The organism is Streptomyces pseudovenezuelae (assembly GCF_029892565.1).
GTDB lineage: Bacteria > Actinomycetota > Actinomycetes > Streptomycetales > Streptomycetaceae > Streptomyces > Streptomyces pseudovenezuelae_A.
In genome coordinates, this window is sequence record NZ_JARXVH010000012.1 from 122758 (window position 1) to 137084 (window position 14327).

The window sequence follows — 14327 nt, forward strand, 5'->3', positions numbered from 1 at the left end:
CCACGTCACTGACATTGCCGTATACGTCTGGGGAAACCCCTGGTCAGACGGCTCGTTCGGGCTTTAGGATGGCGCGCTCCGGCCATCCCCCGCGGTCACCACCCCAACCAGGGACCGCCCGACCCCGCGCCGTGTGTATGTTCCCCCCAGCGGCGCTGCGACGATGGACTCCCAGACCTCACAGTCATCCCAGCCGTCCCAGCCACCTCACACGTTCCAGGTCGACCTGCGTGGCCTGGTGGACCTGCTCTCCCACCACCTCTACTCCAGCCCCAAGGTCTATCTGCGCGAGCTGCTGCAGAACGCGGTGGACGCCATCACCGCCCGGCGCGCGGAGCAGCCCGACGCCCCCGCGCGCGTGCGGCTGTTCGCCGAGGCGGGTGCACTGCGTGTCGAGGACACCGGTGTGGGGCTCACCGAGGCGGACGTGCACGACCTGCTCGCGACCATCGGGCGCAGTTCCAAGCGCGCCGAGGGGCTCGAAGCGGCCCGCTCCGACTTCCTCGGGCAGTTCGGCATCGGTCTGCTGGCCTGTTTCGTCGTCGCCGAGCGGATCCGGGTGGTCAGCCGCAGCGCGCGTACGCCGAATGCGGCGCCCGTGGAGTGGACGGCGAGCGACGACGGTTCGTACACCGTGCGGACGCTGCCGCACGAGGCACGGCCCGAACCGGGCACCACCGTGCACCTGGTGGCGCGCGCGGGCGCCACCGAGTGGCTCACACCCGCGCGCGTGCTCACGCTGGCGCGGGACTTCGGGGCGCTGCTGCCGTACGACGTCCGGGTCGGCGACGAGGCGGTCACCGATCTGCCGGCGCCCTGGGACCGTTCGTACCCCTCCCCCGCCAACCGCAGGGTGGCCCTCGCCCGGCACTGTCACGAGCTGTTCGGCTTCACGCCGTTGGACTCGATCGAGCTGTCCGTGCCGCTGGCCGGCATCCGCGGGGTGGCGTACGTGCTGCCGTCGGCGGTCAGTCCGGCGCAGCGGGCGAGTCATCGGGTGCACCTGAAGGGCATGTTGCTGACCGAGCGGGCCGAACAGCTGCTGCCGGACTGGGCGTTCTTCGTGCGCTGCGTGCTGGACACCGACAGTCTGCGGCCCACGGCCTCGCGCGAGTCGCTGTACGAGGACGAGACGCTGGCCGCAGTGCGGGACGCGCTGGGCGAGCGGATCCGGTCCTGGCTGACGGGCCTCGCGGCCGGCGATCCGGAGCGGCTCTCGGCGTTCCTGGCGGTGCACTACCTGGGCGTGAAGTCGCTCGCGCGGCACGACAAGGAGATGCTGCGCACGATGCTGCCGTGGCTGCCCTTCGAGACGACCGACGGGCGGTTGTCCCTGGAGGAGTTCGCGCAACGGCACCCGGTGGTGCACTTCACGCGCACGGTGGAGGAGTACCGGCAGGTCGCGCCGATCGCGTCCGCGCAGGGCATCGGGGTCGTCAACGGCGGTTACACGTACGACAGCGAGCTGGTGGAGGCGCTGCCGTCGGTGCGGCCCGGGACGGTGGTCGCCGAGCTGGACGCGGACACGGTGACCGCGCACCTGGACGCGGTCGATCCGGCGGACGAGCTGGCCCTGTCGGGCTTCCTGGCCGCCGCGCGGGCCAAGCTCGACCCCTTGGGTTGTGACGTCGTCCTGCGCGCCTTCCATCCGCTCTCCGTGCCCGCGCTGCACCTGGACGACCGGGAGGCCCGGCACGAACAGGCCCGCGCGGCGGCCGAGGAGGGCGCCGACGACCTGTGGGCGGGCATCCTCGGCTCACTGCGCGGCAGCGCGCCACGCGCGCGTCTGGTGCTCAACCACCTCAACCCGCTGATCCGCAGGATCAGTTCGCTCGGCGATCCCGAACTCATCGGCACGGCAACGGAGTCGCTGTACGGGCAGGCGCTCCTGATGGCCCAGCGACCGCTGCGACCGGCGGACACGGCGCTGCTGAACCGGTCGTTCATCGGCCTGCTGGAATGGGCCACCCATGGCGAAGCCGACCCCGGTTCCGGGTCCGGGTCCGGCTCCGATTCCGACACCGCGGGGGGCGGTCACTGATGAGTGAGATCACCGATTTCGACTCACTACGCCAGGAGATGGCGGAGAACTCCGAACGGCCGGAGGGACCGGCACGCAACGCGCGCGCGGAGCAACTGCTCGCGGAGGCCGAGAAGTTGGGCATCCCGCTGGCCGTGATCGAGGCGCTCGGACATCAGCTGAAGGTCTACAACTACAGCTCCGAGAAGGACAAGATGTTCGTCCCCTTCGCGCGTCTGCTGCGCATGTGGGACGAGCGGCCCGAGGACTTCGACGAGTACGAGACGCACTCGTTGCACTGGGTCTTCAAGTGGATGTCGTCCGGCATGCTCGACCAGCCGCACGTCCCGCTCGCCTCCGTCGAGAAGTGGCTCGGCGAGATGGAGCACCGCTACCGGCTCGCCGGGCACTCCGAACGGGCGGTGCGCGGCGCCGAGTTCAGCGTGGCCGCGCACATCGGTGACATCCCGCGCGCGGAGCGGGCGTTCGAGGCGTGGCTGGCGGCCGACCGGGACAGCATGGCCGACTGCCACGCGTGCGAGTTGCAGGGGCAGGGCTGGTGGCAGGCGGAGCGCGGCCGGGACGAGGCGGCGCTGGAGCTGCTGCGGCCGGTCCTGGAGGGCGAGTTCACCTGCGCCCACGAGCCGCACACCGCGCTGGCCTCCTCCCTGACGCCCCTGCTGCGCCTGGGCCGCACGGACGAGGCGCGCGCGAACCATCTGCGGGGCTTCCGGCTGGTGCGCTCCATGGAGAGCATGCGGGGCGCGTACGCGGACCACGTCGAGTTCTGCGCGCTGACCGGCAACGAGGCGCGCGGACTTGAGCTGCTCGCGGAGCGCCCGGCGTACTTCACGGACGCCGGGCAACCGCGCAGCAGGCTGGACTTCCTGTCGGTGGTGGCGCTCCTCATGGACCGGCTGGTCGAACTCGGCCTCGGCGAGCGGCAGGTGCCCGGACCGCCCGGCCGGACGTGGACCGCCCGCGAACTCGCCCCGCACGCGCGTGCGGAGGTCCTCGCCCTGGCGGCACGGTTCGACGAACGCAACGGCACGACGTACGTCAGTGAGCGGGCACGCACGCGTATGGGTCAGCGTCCGCTGGTGGAACGGCTGCCGCTCGGGGTACGCGCGGCCCGCCCCGTCTCCGCGCCCGTGGCGCCGGCCCCGGTCGCCGAAACAGCCTCGGAACCGGACCTGTCCGCCCTCCTGACCGAGGCGCGGCGGCTGTCCGACGCTCTCCAGCCGAACGCCGTCCCGGCCTGGGCGGCGGTCTCGCGGGCCGCCGAGGGCGTCGAGCTGGACGCCCGCGACCGCGCGGAGATCGTCGACCACGAGGCGATGGACCGGGGCCCCGAGGGCGCCGAACTGTTCGAGCGGGCCGCCGAGTTGTACGCGGAGGCGGGCGACCCCGGCGAGGCCCTGGCGGCACACGCGCGTGCGGCCTACATCCGCGCCCTGTCCGGCCACGTCGCCGAGGCCGTCGCGGTGGTCACCGACCTCTACGACGAGGTCCTCGCGCTCTACGCCGACGAGGCGACCGGCGTACGGCAGACGGCGTCGGTGCTGATCGGCCGGGCCCGGATCCTGATGCGGCGGGCGCACGAGACGGGCGAGGGCGTCGACGAAACGATCCTCGGTGCCGCCGATGCCGCCGTGCGGGAGTTGCTCGCGCTGGTCGACGGGCGGGGCGGGGGTGATGTGCGGCTGGCTTCCCGGACGGCCGAGGCGCTGGCCATGCTGGCGGAACTCGCGGTGCAGCACGGGGAGTTGGAGGCCGCCGCCGATTTGTTCGGGCGGGCCTCGGAGGGGTTCGTGACGGCGGGGCTGCCGTGGTTCGCGGTGGAGTACGAGGCTCGGCTGGCCGGGCTGGCGCACCATCTGGGCGATGTTCCGGAGGCGGAGCGGGCGTTGCGGGCGGCGCTGGAGCACGGCGGGCCGCATCTGGAGGCGGTCGGACGGGCCCAGCTGCACCTCCAGCTCGGCGAGGTGCTCGGCGGCCTGGGACAGCTCCAGGAGGCCGGGGAGCACGCCCTGGAGGCGGCGCACTGGGCCGACGAGGCGGGCGAGGGCCCGACGCTGGGCGCCTTGGCACGGCACCAGCTCGGCGGGTTCCTGCTGCGCCGGCAGCGGTGGGCCGAGGCCGCGGAGGTGCTGGAGTCCGCGCTGCCCGACCTGAACGCGGAGACGCACGGCGACGGCGCGGTCGTACAGACGCAGTGGTGGCTCGGCGACTGTCTGAGCGAGCTCGGCGAACACCGCGCGGCGGCCGAACGCCGGTTGCAGGCGGCCGAGATCGCCCGGCACTGGCCCGAGCAGCAGGACCACGCGACGCTGGCGCACCTGGCCGCAGAGTCCCTCGGGAACGCCGGGCTGCCGGCCGAGGCGGACCAGGCGTACGCGCGCGCAGGTGACCTGTGGCAGTCGCTCGGCAACGTGCACGGCCTCGTCCGCTCCCTGCGCGCCCGCGCGTGGCTCGCGCTCCGGGTGGAGGACGAGGACGGGACGGACGCGGCACGGGAGTTCATGGCGGACGCGGTCCGCGCCTGCGAGACGGCCCTGGGCGACGGCGTGGACGACGACACGGCGCGGCTGCGGCTCGTCGCCGAACTCGGGCACACCCACCGCCAGTTCGGCGACCTGCTGGCCCGTTCCGCCGCCGAGGACGCCGACGACGAGGCGATCAGGGCGACGCTCGAAGGGGCCCTGGCCCAGGTCACCGAGGCGATCGCGGTCTTCGTCCCGCTCGGCGACGGCGCCCTGGACAGCCGCACCGGCGCCGAACTCGCCGCCGGCTGGCTGGAGTCCGACCTCAGCCGCCCGGCCCGCGCGGCGGCACGCGCCCGTTCGGTCCTCTCGGCGTACGACGGCGCCACCGAGGAGGACACGACGGCGCAGGCCCGCCGGGCAGAGGCGCAACAGATGCTTGAGGTGGTCCAGGAACAGGGGGCGGACTGACGCGCGTAGCGCGGGGCGAGCGTGCGTTACGTCGGGCGGGCGTGGCACGCGACGAGCCTGCGCGGCGGGGCTCCACCCGCCGCCCCTACCTGCCTACGCGCCAGCTGGACGCCCTACTCCACCCCGATCAACAACAACGCCCCCTGCCGTCCACCCCGATACACCACCGTGTCGACCGCGAGGTACGCCTCACGCACGCGTGCTTCGAGGCGGGTGGTGACGGAGTCGGGGGCGTCGTCGCCGAGGACGAGGGTGACGAGTTCGCCGCCGGCCGAGAGCATGCGGTCGAGGACGGCCTCGGCGGTGGCGGTGACGTCGGAGCCGATCACGGCCACGTCGCCGTCGATGAGGCCGAGGACGTCGCCGGCCTGGCAGATGCCGGCCATGGTCCAGGACTGCCGTTCGGCGACCTCGACCTCGGCGTACCGGGTCGCGCCGGCCGCCGACGTCATCGAGACGACGTCCTCGTCGAAGCGCCGCTCCGGCTCGTGCACGGCGAGTGCCGCGATGCCCTGGACCGCGGAGCGGGTCGGGATCAGGGCCACCCGGATGCCCTCGGCGCGGGCCTGCTCGGCCGCCGCGGCGGCGGTGTGGCGCAGGTCGGCGTCGTTGGGCAGCAGCACCACCTCGCGCGCGTGGGCCCGCCGTACGGCCTCGACGAGTTCCCCGCTCGCGGGCGGCTCCCCGGGGCGCGCGAGCACGATGGTCGCGCCGGCCTCGGTGTACAGCCCGGCCAGGCCCTCGCCCGGCACGACCGCCACCACGGCCCGCTGGGCGCGCTCCCGGGGCGGCCGCTCGGCGCCCGTCGTATGGACGTCGCCGAGCCCGAAGTGGGTGATCCGGATCCGGTACGGCCGTCCGGCCTCGACGCCCGCTTCGACGGCGGCGCCGGCGTCGTCCACGTGCACATGGACGTTCCACAGTCCGTCGCCGCCGACCACGACCAGCGAGTCCCCGAGGGCGTCCAGGCGGGCCCGCAACCGGGCCACGGCCGCGTCGTCGGCCTCCAGGAGGTAGATCACCTCGTAGGCGGGGCCGCCCTCTTCAGGGGAGTCGGGAGAGGGGGCACATTCCTCGACGGCTACGGAGTCGGCGGCAGCGGCCGTATCGGCCTCCACGCGTGCGTGCCCCCCGAAGACCACGACCGCCCCCGGTGTCTCCCCCGTGAACGTCTCCACCAGCGCGGCCAGCACCGCCACCAGCCCGCGCCCTCCGGCGTCCACCACCCCGGCCCGGTCCAGCACGGCCAGTTGTCCCGGGGTCTCGGCGAGTGCCGTGCGCGCCCCTTCGTAGGCGGCCCGCGCGACCGTCCCGCAGTCCCCCTCGGCTCCCTCGGCCGCGTCGGCGGCGGCCGAGGCGACCGACAGGACCGTGCCCTCGACGGGGTGCGCGACGGCCTGGCGGGCGGAGTCGGCGGCCTGCCGCAGGGCGAGGCGGAGACCGGATCCGTCGGTGTGAGGCGTCTCACCGTCGGCGGCGAGCACCTGGGCCATGCCGCGCAGCAGTTGGGCGAGGATCGTCCCGGAGTTCCCCTGGGCGCCTATCAGCGCGCCGTGCGCCATCGCGTGCGTGGTGTCCGCGAGCGTCGGCTTCTCCGGCGTCCCGGGGCCCATCTCGTGCGCCGCGAACACCGCCTCCACGGCCGTGACCGCGGACTCCATCGTCAGATACAGGTTGGTGCCGGTGTCCCCGTCGGCCACGGGAAAGACATTGATCGCGTCGATCTCCTCGCGCGCCCGGCCCAGTGCCGTGAGCGCGAGGCCGCACCAGGTGCGTACCGCGAGAGCATCGAAGAATGTCTGCGGCACCTGCGCCACCTGCGCCTCCCTGAGCTGCTGGACTGCAGGAAGCGTAGAGCAGCCGTGGTAGTTTCGTTCTACTGGCGCAGCCGTTGTATGCTGCTCCGGTTGCCCGATCCACATCGGGCCATTCCCCTGGCAGCGCCACCAAGATCTCTGAATTCAGTGATCTCGATCCCGGCATGCCGGGATCAACCGTAAGTGCATCTGAAGTCTTTGGAGTGACCCGTGGCTGCCAACTGCGACGTCTGCGGCAAGGGCCCGGGCTTCGGCAACAACATCTCGCACTCGCACCGCCGTACGCCCCGTCGCTGGAACCCGAACATCCAGCGCGTACGTACCGTGGTCGGTGGGACGCCGAAGCGCGTGAACGCCTGCACCTCGTGCATCAAGGCCGGCAAGGTCTCGCGCTGACGCACTGTTGAGCGCGTAGCCACTGCTGGTTCGCCGCACTGAGCCGGTCCACCTCGTGTGGACCGGCTTTTTGCTGTGCCCGATCCCTGAAGCCTCAGCCGACAGGCGGGGTGAGCTGCCAGAATCGCAGGAATGCGCTTCGGCATCCTGGGCCCGCTGGACGTCCGCACCGACGACGGCACCCCCGTCGACCCCGGCGGCCCCCGCCCCCGCGCCCTGCTGACGCTCCTGCTCCTGGACGCGGGCCGCGCGGTCTCCACGCAGCGCCTCACAGACGGCCTGTACGGCGCCGAGCCACCCTCCGGAGCCGCCAACGCCCTCCAGTCGCAGATATCCCGCCTGCGCAGGCGGCTGGCCCCGCACACGGACATCGAGGCGGTCCCGGCCGGCTACCGCGTCGCCGCCCCGCCGGACTCGGTCGACGCCCACCGCTTCGAACACCTGACCAAGGAGGGGCGTTCCGCGCTCGCCGCCGGTGATCCCGCGCGGGCGGCGGCCAAGCTGCGCGAGGCGCTCGCCCTGTGGCGCGGTCCGGCGCTGGCCGACCTCCCGGACGCGCACGCCGAGGCCGCCCGCCTGGAAGAGCTCAGGCCGGCCGCCGTACAGGACCGGATCGAGGCGGATCTCGCGCTCGGCGGCGGACCCGAACTCGTACCGGAGCTGCGGGCGCTGCTGTCCGTCCGGCCGCTGGGCGAGCGGCTGTACGGGCAGTTGATGCGGGCCCTGCACGCGGCCGGGCGGCCCGCGGAGGCGCTCTCGGTGTACGAGGAGGCCCGGCGCGCGCTCGCCGACGAGCTCGGGGCCGATCCCTCGCCTGAGCTGTCCGCGCTGCACCTGGAGCTGCTCCGGGGCGGCCCCGAGCCCGTGCGGCTCCGGTTCCCGGTCCAGCTCACCCGGTTCGTCGGACGTGAGCCCGAACTCGCCCGGATCTCCGCCCTCCTGGCCGACGCGCGTCTGGTCACGCTCACCGGCCCCGGCGGCGCGGGCAAGACGCGGCTGGCGATCGAGGCCGCGAGCGGGCACGCCGAGGCCTGCTTCGTCGAGCTGGCGCCGCTCACCGACGGCACGCGGATCCCGTACGCCGTGCTGACCGCGCTCGGCGTGCGCGAGGGCTTCCGCGGTCCCGCGACGGACAGCACGGACCGACTGCTCGCCTCCCTGGCGGACCGCGCTGTCCTCTTGGTGCTCGACAACTGCGAACACCTGGTGGCGGACGCCGCCCGGCTCACCGCGCTGCTCCTCGCGTCTTGCCCCGGGCCTGCGCGTCCTCGCCACCAGCCGCGAGTCCCTCGGCATCACCGGCGAGATCCTGGTCCCGGTGCCACCGCTGGCACCGGAACCGGCGGTACGGCTCTTCGTGGACCGCGCCCGGGCCGTACGCCCCGGTTTCGAGACCCACGCGCGCGTGCCGGACATCTGTGCGGCCCTCGACGGGCTGCCCCTCGCCATCGAACTGGCGGCGGCCCGGCTGCGCACGCTGGACCCCGACGAGCTGGCAGAGCGCCTGGACGACCGGTTCCGGCTGCTGTCCCGCGGCGACCGCTCCAAGGCGCCCCGGCACCGCACTCTTCGGGCGGTGGTGGAGTGGAGCTGGGATCTGCTGGACGACGAGGAGCGGGAGCTGGCGCGACGGCTGACGGTGTTCTCCGGGGGCGCGACGCTGGCGGCGGTCGAGGCGGTGTGCGGGCTGCCGTATCCGGAGGACCTGCTGGCCTCGCTGGTCGAGAAGTCGTTCCTGGAGGTGTCCGAGGGGCGCTACCGGATGCTGGAGACGCTCCGGGCCTTCGCCGCCGAGGAGTTGGCCGATACCGAGGGGCTGCGGGACGCGCACGCCGCGTACTTCCTGCGGCTGGCCGAGCGGGCGGAGCCGGAGCTGCGCGGCGGCGGTCAACTGCCCTGGCTGGCCCGGCTGACCGCCGACCACGCCAACCTGGACGCGGCACTGCGCCACCTCGTGCGGACGCGCCCCGAGGACGCCCTGCGCCTGATGGCGCTCCTGTCCTGGTTCTGGCGGCTGCGCGGACTGCACGGCGGTCAGGTGGCGACGGCCCGCGAACTGCTGGCCGCCGTGGGGGACGCGCCGCTGCCGGGGCTTGAGGAGGCGTACGTGCTGTGCGCGATCAACTCGCTCTCCGGGGACGGAGGCGGGGACGGGGACGGAGGCGGCGACCGGTCCGACGAGATCGTCGCGCGGGTGGACGACGTTCTGGCCGCGTACGAGGGACCGCTGCGGCTGCCGTACGTCCTCGTGCTGTGGTCGGTCGCCGCCGGGCCCCGGCCCGCCACCATGGACCATGCCCTCGCGCTGGCCGGTGACGACGCCTGGGCGCGTGCGCTGCTGGACGTGGGGCTCGGATTCCGGGAGCAGTTCGTGGGACGGGCGCGGGAGGCCGAGGAGCGCTTCGCCCGCGCGCTCGCCGGGTTCCGCGCCACCGGCGACCGCTGGGGCATGGCCAACTCCCTCGATCCGCTCGGGCTGTACGCCCACGCGCGCGGAGACGCGCGACGGGCGCTGGAACTCCTCGACGAAGGCCTGGAGTACGTGCGGGAGCTGGCCGCCCCCGAAGAGACCTCCGACCTGCTGCGCAGCCGCGCGACCGTACTGCTGCACCAGGGCGACCCGGCCGCCGCCGTCGCCCACTTCGAGCAGGCCCTCGCGCTGGCCCGTACCGCCGGGATGCCCGACAAGGTGGCGAGCGCCTGGCGCGGTCTCGGTGACGCGGCCCGGCTGTCCGGGGACACGGCACGCGCACGCGTGCAGTACGAGAACGCCCTGGAGGCGTGCGCCGCCAACTGGTTCAGCGTCGGCGAGACCGTCCGCATCCTCATCGGCCTGGGCCGCACGGCCGCCGCCGAGGCGGACCCCGGTACGGCCCGCGACTGGTTCCGGCAGGCCGCGGAGCTGGCCGCCGAGGGCCCGGGCGACCTCGAACTCGCGGACGCGGCCGAGGCGTTGGCGTCCATCGCCGAGTCCCCGGAGCGGGCCGCGGTGCTCCTCGGCGCCGGCTCGGGCCTGCGGGGCGCCCGTCCCGAGGGCGACCGCGATGTCGTACGCACCGATCGGGACGTACGCGCGAAGCTGTCGCCCGAGGCGTACGGGCAGGCCTTCGAGCAGGGCCGGAAGCGGCGGTCAGCGGCGGTCAGCGAACGGTAGGAGGACGGTCAGCGGGGCCGCCGAAGCTCTCCCCATGACGAACACACACGGCAAAGCCAACGCATGTGACATGACGAACGCACCCGACCTCAGGCACCTCACCGTCCTCGTCTCCGGCGCCAGCGTCGCCGGTCCCGCCCTCGCCCTGAACCTCGCCCGGCGCGGCGCCCGCGTCACCGTCGTCGAGCGGGCGCCCGAGCTGCGCGGCGGCGGCTTCGCGGTCGACTTCCGGGGCCACGTCCACCGCACGGTCCTCACCGCCATGGGCATCTGGGACGAGATCCACGCCCGCCAGACCCACATGGGCCGCCAGACCGTCGTCGACGCGGACGGCGACCCGCGCGTGGACCTGCCCGCCGAGCTGATGAGCGGTGACGTGGAGATCTTCCGCGGCGAACTGGCTCAGATCATGTACGAGCGCACAAAAGATGACGTCGATTACGTCTTCGGCGACTCGGTCACCTCGCTCACCGAGACCCCCGACGGCATGGACGTCACCTTCGAGCGGGGCGCGCCCCGCCGCTTCGACCTGGTCGTCGGCGCCGACGGCCTGCACTCCACCACCCGCCGCCTCGCCTTCGGCGACGAAGCCGGCCACCTGCGCTTCTTCGACCACTACGTGGCCGCCTTCGAGGTTCCCAACCACCTGGGCCTGGACCGCGCGGGCCGGCTCTACAGCGAGCCGGGCCGGGCGGTCGTCGTCGGCAACTACGACGGCGATCCCGACCGCGCGGGCGCCCTGCTGGTCTTCCGGTCCGAGGAGCTGTCGCACGACCGCCGGGACGTCACCGCGCAGAAGCGGATCCTGATGGACCGGTTCGCCGGGATGGGCTGGGAGGCGCCGGCCGTCCTCAAGGCCCTCGAAGAGACCGACGACCTGTACTTCGACGCGATCGCCCAGATCCACGTCGACCGCCTCACCCAGGGGCGGGTGGCGCTGCTCGGGGACGCCGGGTACGGGGCGACCATGGGCGGCATGGGGACGGGCGTGGCGATCGTCGGAGCGTACGTCCTCGCCGGTGAACTCGCCCTCGCGGGCGGCGACCACCGCATCGCCTTCGCCGAGTACGAGTCCCGGATCCGGGACTTCGCCAAGGGCTGCCAGAAGATCTCCGGGAACGCGGGCCCGTTCTTCGCCCCGGCGACCGAGCGCCGCATCCGCAACCGGGACCGCGTGTACCGGCTGCTCGGCTCGCGGCTGCTGGCCGGCTTCTTCAAGCGGCTCACCGAGAAGGCGGCCACGGACATCACCCTGCGGGAGTACCCGGCCCTGCCTGCGGCCTGAGGGCCCAGCCGTGGTCCACGGGCCCGATCCCGGCGCCGAGCGCGAACCCGGCCGCGATCGCCCCGGTGACGTACTCCTTCGCGTCCCGCACCGCCTCCGGCACGGACCGCCCCTTCGCCAGCTGCGACGCGATCGCCGACGCGAGGGTGCAGCCCGTGCCGTGCGTGTGCCGGTTGTCGTAGCGGGGCGCCCGCAGCCAGTGCTCCTCGGTGCCGTCGGTGAGCAAGTCCACGGCGTCGCCCGCCAGATGACCGCCCTTGATCAGCACCCACCGCGGCCCGTACGCCAGCACGGCCGCGGCGGCCTCCGGCAGCTGTTCCTCCGACTCGACGCGCACGCCGGTCAGTTGGGCCACCTCGTCCAGGTTCGGGGTCGCCACGGTGGCCACCGGCAGCAGCCGCTTGCGTACCGACTCCAATGCGCTGGCCGCCAGCAGCGGGTCCCCGTGCTTGGAGACGCCCACCGGGTCGACGACGGCCGGCGCGTCCGTACCGCCGATCAACTCCGCGACCGCCTCGACCAGTTCGGCCGAGGCCAGCATCCCGGTCTTCACCGCCTGGACGCCGATGTCGTCCACGACACTGCGGTACTGCGCCCGCACCGCCTCCACCGGCAGCTCCCAAGCCCCTTGCACACCGAGGGAGTTCTGCGCGGTGACCGCCGTGAGGACACTCATGCCGTGCACGCCGAGCGCGAGCATCGTCTTCAAGTCGGCCTGGACACCGGCCCCTCCACCGGAGTCGGAGCCCGCGACCGTGAGGACGTTGGGCCTCACGACTCGATGTCCCCGAAGTGGTCCCAGCCGCCCTTGCTGGTCCACGGCGCCCCGTCCACCGTCACCTGGGGCAGCGCCGAGGGGTTGAGCACCTCGCCGATGACCTTCCAGCGGGCCGGCAGCTTCACGTCCGGCGCGAAGGTCGCCACGATCGCGTGGTCCTCTCCCCCGGTCAGCACCCACTGCATCGGGTCGACCCCGACGGCCTGCCCGATGTCGTTCATCTGCGACGGGATGTCGATCGCGCCGGACCGGATGTCGATACGGACCTTGCTGGCCTCGGCGATGTGCCCGAGGTCGGCGATCAGCCCGTCGCTGACGTCGCACATCGCGGTCGCACCGAGCGCGGCGGCGGCCGGACCCGCGTGGTACGGCGGCTCGGGACGCCGGTGCGCCTCCACGAAGGCGCGCGGCGAGCGGAACCCGCGGGAGAGCACCGCGAACCCGGCCGCCGACCAGCCCAGCCAGCCGGTCACCGCGACGATGTCGCCGGGCTGGGCGCCGCCCCGGGTGACGGGCTCGTGGTTGCGCAGATCGCCGAGCGCCGTGATCGACACCATGATCGTGTCGCCTCGTACGACATCGCCGCCGACCACGGACGCGCCGGCCACCTGGCACTCGTCGCGCAGCCCGTCCATCAGCTCGCTCGGCCAGGTCACCGGCAGTTCGGCGGGGACGACGAGACCGAGCAGCAGCGCGGTCGGCACGGCGCCCATGGCCGCGATGTCCGCGAGGTTCTGCGCGGCGGCCTTGCGGCCCACGTCGTACGCCGTGGACCAGTCCCGGCGGAAGTGCCGCCCCTCCAGGAGGATGTCGGTGCTGGCCACGACCCGTCGGTCGGGGGCGGCGACCACCGCGGCGTCGTCGCCGGGGCCGACCCGGACCGCCGGGGTGGTGGTGAGACGGGAGGTGAGCTCCCTGATGAGCCCGAACTCTCCCAGCTCACCAACAGTGCCCTTCATGTCCCCAGCTCCCCTTCTGTCCCTGGCCGTGCCCGGTCGCGCGTCATCAGTGTCCTCGATACGGTCGAAAGGACCGTCAACCTCTGTCGTGCCCGCGTCTCGGCACACGGTCCTCGGTCGCCGCGGGTCTCCCCGCGGTGAGCGACGACGCGATACCGTGGCGTTCCTTTTCCCCACATGATCCTCGTGGCCGCCCTGGAGGTTCCGTGGTACAGGCGTACATCCTGATCCAGACGGAGGTCGGCAAAGCGTCGACCGTCGCCGAGACGATCAGCAAGATTCCTGGGGTGATCCAGGCCGAGGACGTGACAGGACCCTATGACGTGATCGTGCGCGCCCAGGCCGACACCGTGGACGACCTCGGCCGCATGGTGGTCGCGAAGGTCCAGCAAGTGGACGGCATCACCCGCACCCTGACCTGCCCGGTCGTGCATCTGTAGCCCCCGTCTACCCTTGGCCGGTGAACTTCTTCCGTCACCGGCACCGCACTGTCCTGGGGCCGCCGGCCCTCGCCCTGCTGCTCGCCGCCACGGGCTGCTCCTCAGCAGACGACAGCCCGTCGGCGGCGGTTCCCTCGCCGGGTACGAAGGTCACCGAGCTGTGCCGGAAACTGGACAGTGCGCTGCCGTCGAAGGTCGACGGTCAGGCCCGCCGGGATCCCGGGCCCGCGTCTTCGCTGACCGCGGGGTGGGGGAACGCGGCGATCATACTGCGCTGCGGTGTTTCGCGGCCCGCGAAGATGAGCGATCCGGAGGCCGACGGGGTCGAGGTGAACGGGATCGGCTGGCTTCTGGAGAAGCAGGACGACGGGTCGTTCCGTTTCACCACGACGTTGCGCAAGGCGTACGTGGAGGTCACCATCCCGAAGGACCGCACGGGAGACGGCATGGCACCACTTGTGGACCTGGCACCGGCAATAAAGAAGGCGATCCCCGAGGGGATCGCCGACTAGCCGAAGCGTCAA

9 protein-coding genes and 1 pseudogene are annotated in these 14327 nt (G+C 73.2%); 7 read left to right on the top strand and 3 right to left on the bottom strand.

All coding sequences use genetic code 11. From position 1 onward, the window contains the following. The first annotated feature begins 163 nt into the window (after positions 1-163). Positions 164-2041 carry an HSP90 family protein gene (locus M2283_RS33155; protein ID WP_280880160.1) on the top strand — a complete coding sequence of 626 codons (1878 nt, stop codon included), beginning with the start codon at positions 164-166 and terminating at the stop codon, positions 2039-2041. Then, positions 2041-4974 (top strand): tetratricopeptide repeat protein, encoded by a 2934-nt coding sequence (locus M2283_RS33160; RefSeq protein ID WP_280880161.1) that lies wholly within the window; start codon positions 2041-2043, stop codon positions 4972-4974. The genes M2283_RS33155 and M2283_RS33160 overlap by 1 nt, the downstream gene beginning before the upstream one ends. A 113-nt stretch (positions 4975-5087) precedes the next feature. Here the strand turns inward: M2283_RS33160 and M2283_RS33165 are convergent, their stop codons facing one another. After that, positions 5088-6791, bottom strand: a complete 1704-nt coding sequence (locus M2283_RS33165) for a DAK2 domain-containing protein (protein WP_280880162.1) — start codon at positions 6789-6791, stop codon at positions 5088-5090. Between the two features lie 210 nt (positions 6792-7001). Between M2283_RS33165 and rpmB the strand changes: the two genes are divergently transcribed. From rpmB to M2283_RS33180, 3 genes and pseudogenes are all read left to right on the top strand, one after another. Further along, a complete protein-coding gene (gene rpmB / locus M2283_RS33170; RefSeq protein WP_004924906.1) occupies positions 7002-7187 on the top strand; it encodes a 50S ribosomal protein L28 in 186 nt (61 codons plus the stop codon). Positions 7188-7319: 132 nt separating this feature from the next. Further along, positions 7320-10341: pseudogene (locus M2283_RS33175) on the top strand (BTAD domain-containing putative transcriptional regulator). A gap of 70 nt (positions 10342-10411) precedes the next feature. Then, entirely contained in the window at positions 10412-11626 is a 1215-nt protein-coding gene (locus tag M2283_RS33180) for an FAD-dependent monooxygenase (RefSeq protein WP_280880163.1), read from the top strand. On the opposite strand, the gene thiD is transcribed toward M2283_RS33180, so the two are convergent. Together thiD and M2283_RS33190 are read right to left on the bottom strand one after the other, a co-directional pair. Continuing rightward, positions 11589-12401: a bifunctional hydroxymethylpyrimidine kinase/phosphomethylpyrimidine kinase gene (thiD, locus tag M2283_RS33185; RefSeq protein WP_280880164.1), complete on the bottom strand. Its 813-nt coding sequence runs from the start codon at positions 12399-12401 to the stop codon at positions 11589-11591. The genes M2283_RS33180 and thiD overlap by 38 nt on opposite strands. Then, on the bottom strand, positions 12398-13363 hold the full coding sequence (locus M2283_RS33190) for a thiamine-phosphate kinase (RefSeq protein ID WP_280880165.1): 966 nt from the start codon (positions 13361-13363) through the stop codon (positions 12398-12400). Before M2283_RS33190 ends, thiD begins: the two co-directional genes overlap by 4 nt. Positions 13364-13569: 206 nt before the next feature. On the opposite strand from M2283_RS33190, the gene M2283_RS33195 reads away from it, so the two are divergent. After that, positions 13570-13803 carry an Lrp/AsnC family transcriptional regulator gene (locus tag M2283_RS33195; RefSeq protein WP_003997603.1) on the top strand — a complete coding sequence of 78 codons (234 nt, stop codon included), beginning with the start codon at positions 13570-13572 and terminating at the stop codon, positions 13801-13803. Between the two features lie 20 nt (positions 13804-13823). After that, on the top strand, positions 13824-14315 hold the full coding sequence (locus tag M2283_RS33200) for a DUF3515 domain-containing protein (RefSeq protein WP_280880166.1): 492 nt from the start codon (positions 13824-13826) through the stop codon (positions 14313-14315). Positions 14316-14327 lie beyond the last annotated feature (12 nt).